Source organism: Arthrobacter sp. GW460-12-1-14-TSB2, from assembly GCF_059423525.1.
On the sequence record NZ_JBWKYC010000045.1, the window covers coordinates 1 to 8,023 of the forward strand.

Genomic DNA, 8,023 nt, shown 5'->3' on the forward strand with positions numbered 1-8,023 from the left:
GCACCGGTTTCTACCCCCGCCCCGGCCACTCCGGCGTCGGAAGTCCAGGCGGCAGCGCTGCAGCCCGCTTCAGCGCGTAACGACTCAGCCCTTAAGAACTCAGTCCAGGAGGTGAAGATGCAGCCCGCCAAGGTCAGCCCTCCCGCCACCAGCCCTTCAGTGAAGGTAGTGGACACGACGGCCGCGATCTCAGATCCCGCCTGGTTCAAAAAAGCGTACGACGCCGGGATCCGGCTTTACGTGATGCACTCCACCGCATGGGGTACTTGCGACCCCTGGTACCGGACCCAGGCCCAGCTGAAGATGGCGCTGGACGCGGGCCTGAAAATTGCCGTGTACACGCGGGACGCCTCCTGCTGGCGGGGCGGCATCGGCGCCGCGGGACCGTATGCAGCCCAGCTTCAGTTCTTCGCCCTGGACGTGGAGCCGGGCAGCCCTCCGGTGACCCGGGAGATGGTGGACGGCGTCCGCAGCATGGGCGTGCGGCCAGTCATCTACAGCGGCAGCGGCATGTGGCCGGACCTCATGGGCAGCAGCACGGCCTTCGCCGACGTGCCGCTCTGGGACACCAACACTGCAAGCAACCTTAACTACTCCACCTGGACGGCCGACTACCTCGCGCCTACGCCGGTGCAGTACGGCGGCTGGAACACCTCCAGCACCATGCGGATCGGCATTCAGCAGAAGTTCGAGCAGAGCCTCAACGGCATTCCGGTGGACCTGAACTCCTTCAACGCCTCGTTCCTGAAGTAGCCGGACTGTCAGCCACCCGCCGGGCGGCGCACGGCGAACGCAAACAGGGCGGTGGTTGCCACCGCGGCGAGGTAGCCGGCCACCACGATCAGCGAGATGCCGCCCCAGAAGTAGCTCGTGCCGCTGCCGCCCTCGCCGGGCACGTAGCGCGTGAGCAGGAAGGCGGCGGCCGCGGCGAATACCAGGCAGATCAGGGCCGGCAGCCGCAGCCACCAGCGCGAGGACGCCCAGTGCCCGCCGAAGCCGTCCCACACGTTCCAGGTGTTCCCGGTGCGGATGATGAGCCAGCCGGCCGGGATGACGAATGCGCCCACCAGCAGGAAGGCCGCAATCACGTCGGACGGGCGGTGCCACTGGTTCACCACGGTGGAAACCCCGGAAATGATCGCGAAGCTGCCGCCTGCGAATCCTGCGAACGGCCGCCACCGCGGTGAGGCCATCAGGAACACCGCGGCAGCGGCGGATGCAGCGAGCGTGGTGTGGCCGGAGGGCAGGGAGTTCAGCTCCAGCGTTTCCACGCCGCGGAACGGCCGCTCCGGCAACAGCGCCTTCAGGACCTGCGTGGCGATGTTCGCCCCGATGCACGCGGCAACGGCAATGCCGGCGGCACGCCAGCGCTTCCGGATCACCGAGACGAGGAGGACGACGACGGCGCCCACCACGAGCGACACCGTGGGCAGCCAGTCCAGGAACCGGGTGGCGGCCTTCCCGGCAGGGCCGTGGATGGCCACGGCCTCCACCAGCGCCGATTCGTCAATGTACTGGCCCGTGGTGGTCCGCACGAAGAAGTAGTACGTCGCGATCAGGCCGGCCACACAGGCCAGCGTCGCAAGGATGCACAGCGCACCCAGCGCCACGGCGCCACGCCCCTGCCCGGCGGGCCGCCGTCGTCGGGAATCTTTAAGGTGGGAAGTCATCACCATCAGCGTCCCACAGAAAGCTGGGAACAGGCCGGAGACCGGTGCTGGATTGGGGGAGGAGCACCGTATCCGCCGCCGACACTGGCAACAATCCGCCACCAAAACAGGTAGCAAATACTCGTGCCGGGCGGCGGCCATTTTTCCTACGCTGGGACGTAGCGGGCGTCAGCCGATCAGCACTAAGCCGGCGGCCGTAGCGGATGCCAATGACCTGGGACGGTGACACTCCGGGCATTGGCATCCGCAAAACCATGCCCGCCACTCTGTCGCTGGCGCTGCCACCGGGGGGAAATACGTCTCGAGGCCCCGGCCCTTAAACACAACAGCATCCGGCACGCGAAGGACATCTGCAAGCTGCTGGACCGCGCCAAGGATGACGGCCGCGGGCACCGGTAGCCCCACTTAAACGACCCGCTGGATGCCGCTCACCGGAGGCGGCCATCATGCGCTGTTGGCGGCGCGTGATGGCCGCTTCCTTGAGTACCTAACGCCGGCAAAAACGAGTAGCACTCACTCATGTGGGCCCGGCATTCAATCCCTACGATCTTCTTAACGGTCGGGTTTTACACCGGCCGCCCCGCAGCAGACCAGGCGGCTAACCGCAGGGAATGCATGCCCGGGGCTCCTTGAGCTGGGCCGGCGGCGACGAGTCTCATAAAACGTGAAGCTCGCCCCCAGTCGCCGTCGGCCCTACCAAGGACTTGTTGGCCCAGGCGCTTGAAGCGCGGGCCCCGTCACCGTCAGACGTGGCCGGTAGAGTGAAATCATGCCCGCCGACGTCAAACGCCAGTTGCCTGATTCGTTCCCGGCTTTGCCTTCGCTGGAGCAGCTTGCGGCGTCCGCCCATGTGGTGAGCCTGCCCATGCGCGTGAAGTTCAGGGGCATCACCCGGCGCGAGGCCCTGCTGCTGGACGGCCCGCTCGGCTGGGGGGAGTTCTGCCCCTTTCCCGAATACGACGACGCCGAAGCCGCCCCCTGGCTCGCCTCCGCCATCGAGGCCGGCTGGGAGGGGTTTCCGCCTCCCGTCCGCTCCGTGATTCCCGTCAACGCCACCGTTCCCGCCGTTGCCTCGGACCGTGTTCCGGACGTCCTGGCCCGCTTCGGCCGGGTGGACGCCGTCAAGGTCAAGGTGGCCGAACGGGGCCAGACGCTCGACGACGACGCCGCCCGGGTTGCCGCCGTCCGCAGCGCCCTCCCGGACGCAGCCATCCGGGTGGACGCGAACGGCGGCTGGGACGTGCCCGCCGCTGTCGAGGCACTGACCCGGCTGTCCGCCGTCGGGCTTGAATACGCCGAGCAGCCGGTGCCGGACATCGAGGGCCTGGCCGAAGTGCGCCGCCGGTTGCGGGCCGCCGGCATCCCCGTGCTGATTGCCGCGGATGAAAGCGTACGGAAGGAATCCGACCCCCTTCGCGTCGCTCGGGCGGGCGCGGCCGACCTGATCGTGGTGAAGGTGGCGCCGCTCGGGGGAGTGCGGCGCGCCCTGGACATCGTGGGGCAGGCCGGGCTGCCCGCCGTCGTCAGTTCCGCGCTGGACACCTCGGTGGGGATCCGCGCCGGGCTGGCCCTGGCGGCGGCGCTCCCCGAACTGCCGTACGCGTGCGGGCTGGGAACGGTGTCACTGTTTGAGCAGGACATCACGCTGGACCCGCTGGTGGCCGACGACGGCGCCATCCGCGTCCGCGACGTCGCCGCCGACGCCGGGCTGCTGGAGCGCTACGCGGCTTCCCCGGACCGCCGGGACTGGTGGCTGGAGCGCCTCCGCCGCGTCCACGCCCTGCTGGCATCCCGGGCAGGCGACCGCCCGTAACCTCCCCGCTGCCCCCACCCCGGACGCTCTCTCACTTCCCGCGGGTTTTCCTGTGACCCGCTCTCACTTCCTGACGGTTTTCCTGCGACGCTCTCTCACTCCTTCCTGTTCACCGGATCTTCACCTGTCTGACAACTGCCGGTTGGGATCCGCTGGAAGGGTGGGCGGGACCGCATCACATCCCTTGGAAGGCCCCCATGTCTGATACGACCGGACGTAAGTTTGCCCTGCTACCCATGCTCGGCCACACCAAAGGCAAGCGCAGCCCCGTCACCTGTGCGCTGAAGTGCGACAACGCCTGCTCGGGCGAGGTCTGCAACACCAGCTCCAACAGCTACTTCCGCGACATCGCCTCTGCCACGATGTCCCGCCGCGCCGCCCTCGGCTTCGGCGCCGCCGGCGCGCTCGCCGTCGTGCTCGGCAGTGCTGTAACGTCCGCCGGAACTGCAGTGGCCGACGGCGGCACCGGCCTCGCCGCCGCAGCAAAGGACGGCTTCGGCGTATCCAAGCTGCAGTTCACCGCGATCCCGTCCATCGCCGCGGACGTGGACAAGCTGACCGTGCCCGCAGGGTTCACCTGGCAGCCGGTCATCCGCTGGGGCGACCCGATCTTTAACACCGCGCCGGACTTCGACCTCAACAACCAGACGGCCGCCGCCCAGGAACAGCAGTTCGGCTACAACAACGACTACTCGGACATCCTGGAGATCCCCGGCAGCAAGGGCCGCCGCGCCCTGCTGTTCGCGAACCACGAATACACCAACGAGAGCATCATGTTCCCGGCCACCATGCCGGCCGCGGACGTCCGGAAAGTCGGCCAGGCCGCGCACGGCCTCACAGTGGTGGAGCTGGAGCGGAAGAACAAGAACCAGCCGTGGAGCTACGTCAAGGGCGCCGGGCTCAACCGCCGCTACCTGAACAGCACGGTCTACGAACTCACGGGTCCCGTTGCGGGCTCTTCGCTGGTGAAGACAAAGGGCGATGATGCGGGCCGCTGGATCAAGGGCACGCTGGGAAACTGCTCCGGCGGCACCACGCCCTGGGGCACCATCCTCTCCGGCGAGGAGAACTTCAACGGCTACTTCGTCTCCCCGGGCACGTCCGATTACGACAAGCGCTACGGCCTGACGAACAAGCCCACGGCCCGCCAGTGGGAACTGGACGATCCCCGCTTCGACACCCGTAACACCGACTACGCAAACGAGGCCAACCGCTTCGGCTGGATCGTGGAAGTTGACCCGTTCGACCCCACCTCCACCCCGAAGAAGCACTCCTCGCTGGGCCGCTTCAAGCACGAAGGCGCCAACGTGATCGTGGCCGAGTCCGGCCATGTGGTGGCTTACTCGGGCGACGACGAGCGCTTCGACTACCTCTACAAGTTCGTCTCCAAGGACAAGTACCGCGAGGGCGACCGCAAGCACAACATGACTCTGCTGTCCGCGGGCAACCTGTACGTCGCCAAGTTCACCGGTAACTCGCCTGCCGCGGAGATCACTGGCACCGGAGCGGTTCCGTCCGACGGTTCGTTCGACGGCACCGGCGAGTGGCTGGCGCTGGTTGAGAACGGCGTGTCGAAGGTGACGGGCATGTCCGTGGAAGAGGTGCTGGTCTACACCCGCCTGGCCGCGGACAAGGTGGGCCCCACGAAGATGGACCGCTGCGAGGATGTCCAGCCCAGCCTGCACACCGGCAAGGTCTACGTGGCCTGCACCAACAACTCCGACCGCGGCAAGGTAGGCAAAGAAGGCGCCACCGAGATCAACCCGCGCAACGCCAACCGCGACGGCCACATCGTGGAGATCACCGAAACCGGCGACCAGACCTCCACCAAGTTCACCTGGAACCTGCTGATGGTCTGCGGCGATCCGGCCCAGGGCGATGTCACCTACTTCTCCGGCTTCCCGGTGGACCAGGTCTCGCCGATCTCCTGCCCGGACAACCTGGCGTTCGACTCCGTGGGCAACCTCTGGATCTCCACCGACGGCGCCCCCTCCGGCATCGGCCGCGCGGACGGCCTGTTCAAGGTCACGCTCGACGGTGCTGAGCGCGGCAAGGTGGAGCAGTTCCTGGCCGTGCCGCGCGACGGCGAGACCTGCGGACCGATCATCCACGACGACGAGCGCACCGTCTTCGTCTCCGTGCAACACCCGGGCGAGGACGGGACGTTCGACGCGCCCAACTCGTACTTCCCGGACTACGTTCCGGCAGGCACGACGCCGGCGCGCGGCCAGGTCCGTGCCCCGCGCCCGTCCGTGGTCCAGGTTTTCCGCACGGACGCCTAGGACCGACTGGCCCCATCCAGTACGGACGCTCTCTCACTTCCTGCCGGGTTTCTTGGGACGCTCTCTCACCTTTGGCGGGTTTCTTCAGAACGCTCTCTCACCTCCACGGCCGCACGGCCGGGAGGTGAGAGAACGTTTCTATTGAGGCGGCAGGAAGTGCGAGAGGGTTCCGGATTTAGCCGCAGGAAGTGATAAAGCGTCGGATGGGGGTTGGGCTGATAATTTGAGTTTGTGAATAATCCGGCCGAGATGGTTGTCCCCAGAGTCCAGGCAGCTATTGCCCAAGCGTTCGGCGAAGAGTTCCGGGACACCGATCCGGTGGTCCGGCCCTCGCAGTTCGCCGACATCCAGATCAACGCCGCCATGGCCCTTGCCAAGAAGGTGGGACTGCCGCCACGCGAGGCTGCCGGCCGGATCGTCGAGGCTCTGGAGCTTGACGGCCTCTGCACCGCCGTGGAGATCTCCGGCCCCGGCTTCATCAACCTCACGTTCGACGGCACCTGGATCGAGGAGTTGCTCAACGCCCAGGCTGACCCCACCCGGGCTTCCCAGCCCCAAGGCGGGCCGGAGACGCAAGCCCGTCGCGTCGTCGTCGACTATTCCTCCCCAAACGTCGCGAAGGAAATGCACGTGGGGCACCTCCGCACCACCGTGGTGGGGGACAGCCTGGTCCGGGTCCTTGAGGCGCTGGGCCATACGGTGATGCGGCAGAACCACATCGGCGACTGGGGCACGCCCTTCGGCATGCTGATCGAGCACTGGCTGGAGATCGGCGAGGATTCACCTGAGGCCGCGCTGCTGGTGGAAGATCCCAGCGCGTTCTACCAGGCCGCGCGGGCAAAGTTCGACGGCGATGCGGACTTCGCGACGCGTGCACGCCTTCGCGTGGTGTCACTCCAGTCGGCCCACGAGGAGACGCTGGAGGTCTGGCAGCGGCTGGTGGACCATTCGAAGGTCTACTTCAATGCCATCTACGCCACGCTGGGAGTCAGCCTCGAGGACGAGCACATCGCAGGCGAAAGCTCCTACGATCCCCATTTAGCACAGTTGTGCCAGGAACTTGAGGAGCGCGGCCTGGCCCGTGTGAGCGAGGGGGCGCTGTGCACGTTCCCCGCGGGCTTCACCGGCAGGGACGGCGAGCCGCTGCCGCTCATCATCCGCAAATCCGACGGCGGCTACGGGTACGCCACCACCGATCTCGCCACCATCAGGTACCGGGTGCAGGAACTCCATGCCGACCGCATCCTCTATGTGGTGGGAGCCCCGCAGAACGTCCACCTCCGGATGGTCATTGAAACCGCCCGCGAAGCCGGATGGCTGCCGGACACCGTAGTGGCCACGCATGTGCAGATCGGCAACGTGCTGGGCGAAGACGGCAAGATCCTGAAGTCCCGCTCGGGCACTCCGGTGAAGCTCATGGCCCTGCTGGACGAGGCCGTGGACCGCGCCCGCGCCGTGGTGGATGCGAGCCGCCCCGACCTCTCGGAGGACGAACGCGCCGTCACCGCCCGGCAGGTGGGGATCGGGGCCGTGAAGTACGCCGACCTGTCCGTGGGGCACGACACCGAGTATGTCTTCGACTTCGACCGGATGCTGGCACTGAGCGGCAACACGGGCCCCTATGTGCAGTACGCCGCCGCCCGGATCAGGTCCATCCTGCGGAAGGCCGAGGAGGCCGAGGAGGCCGCGACGGCGTCGGCCTTGGAGTCCGGCGAGGTGGCGGACTCTGGCGAGATGGCGGACTCTGGCGACGTGGCGGGGGAGACGACGGCGGGAGCGAGTATCGCCGTCGTCGAACCGGCCGAGCGGGCCCTGGCGCTCCACCTGCTGGAGTACGGCGCGACCCTCCGGAGGGTGGGCGAACTGCTGGAGCCGCACCGGCTGTGTGCGTACCTGTTCGAACTCTCGCAGCTGTTCACCTCGTTCTACGACCAGTGCCCGGTGTTGAAGGCGGACGAGTCCGTCCGCCAGTCACGGCTCGCCCTGTGCGCACTCGTCCTCCACAGGCTCTCCGAGGGGCTGGACCTGCTGGGCATCGAGACTCCGGAGAACATGTAGCCGGAGAACATGTAGCTGCAGGCTGAGCACGACCCTCTCTTCGGTTCCGTCGGGCTCAGCCTAAACGCCCTCTGATCTTTCGCGGCATGGCCGCTCAAGATGGGAGGGCGTTTCTCGTTTTGCGGCAGGAAGTGAACTGGTCCCCGGAGGTTGGACTGGTTAAATGAGATCCTAAGCCGCGAGGGCCTGGGCACGGTATT

General features: G+C 67.2%; 5 protein-coding genes. 4 read left to right on the plus strand and 1 reads right to left on the minus strand.

Features of this window, described 5'->3' with window-relative positions; all coding sequences use genetic code 11:
• Positions 1 to 753 (plus strand): glycoside hydrolase family 25 domain-containing protein (locus AC07YR_RS23120; RefSeq protein WP_494735396.1); only part of this gene is annotated, 753 nt, incomplete at its 5' end.
• 8 nt (positions 754 to 761) lie between these two features.
• On the opposite strand, the gene AC07YR_RS23125 is transcribed toward AC07YR_RS23120, so the two are convergent.
• Positions 762 to 1,676 (minus strand): phosphatase PAP2 family protein, encoded by a 915-nt coding sequence (locus AC07YR_RS23125; protein ID WP_494735397.1) that lies wholly within the window; start codon positions 1,674 to 1,676, stop codon positions 762 to 764.
• A 763-nt stretch (positions 1,677 to 2,439) separates the two neighbouring features.
• Here AC07YR_RS23125 and AC07YR_RS23130 point away from each other — a divergent pair.
• The 3 genes from AC07YR_RS23130 (at position 2,440) to argS (ending at position 7,823) form a co-directional block, all read left to right on the plus strand.
• Positions 2,440 to 3,483 (plus strand): o-succinylbenzoate synthase, encoded by a 1,044-nt coding sequence (locus tag AC07YR_RS23130; RefSeq protein ID WP_494735398.1) that lies wholly within the window; start codon positions 2,440 to 2,442, stop codon positions 3,481 to 3,483.
• A 197-nt stretch (positions 3,484 to 3,680) separates the two neighbouring features.
• Positions 3,681 to 5,765 (plus strand): PhoX family protein, encoded by a 2,085-nt coding sequence (locus tag AC07YR_RS23135; protein WP_494735399.1) that lies wholly within the window; start codon positions 3,681 to 3,683, stop codon positions 5,763 to 5,765.
• 249 nt (positions 5,766 to 6,014) lie between these two features.
• Entirely contained in the window at positions 6,015 to 7,823 is a 1,809-nt protein-coding gene (argS, locus tag AC07YR_RS23140; protein ID WP_494735400.1) for an arginine--tRNA ligase, read from the plus strand.
• Positions 7,824 to 8,023: the final 200 nt, after the last annotated feature.

Bases quoted from the DNA above. Each gene is read 5' to 3' on its own strand.
- AC07YR_RS23130 (WP_494735398.1), top strand. From the start codon at position 2,440: ATGCCCGCCGACGTCAAACGCCAGTTGCCTGATTCGTTCCCGGCTTTG.
- AC07YR_RS23125 (WP_494735397.1), bottom strand. From the start codon at position 1,676: ATGGTGATGACTTCCCACCTTAAAGATTCCCGACGACGGCGGCCCGCC.
- AC07YR_RS23135 (WP_494735399.1), top strand. From the start codon at position 3,681: ATGTCTGATACGACCGGACGTAAGTTTGCCCTGCTACCCATGCTCGGC.
- argS (WP_494735400.1), top strand. From the start codon at position 6,015: ATGGTTGTCCCCAGAGTCCAGGCAGCTATTGCCCAAGCGTTCGGCGAA.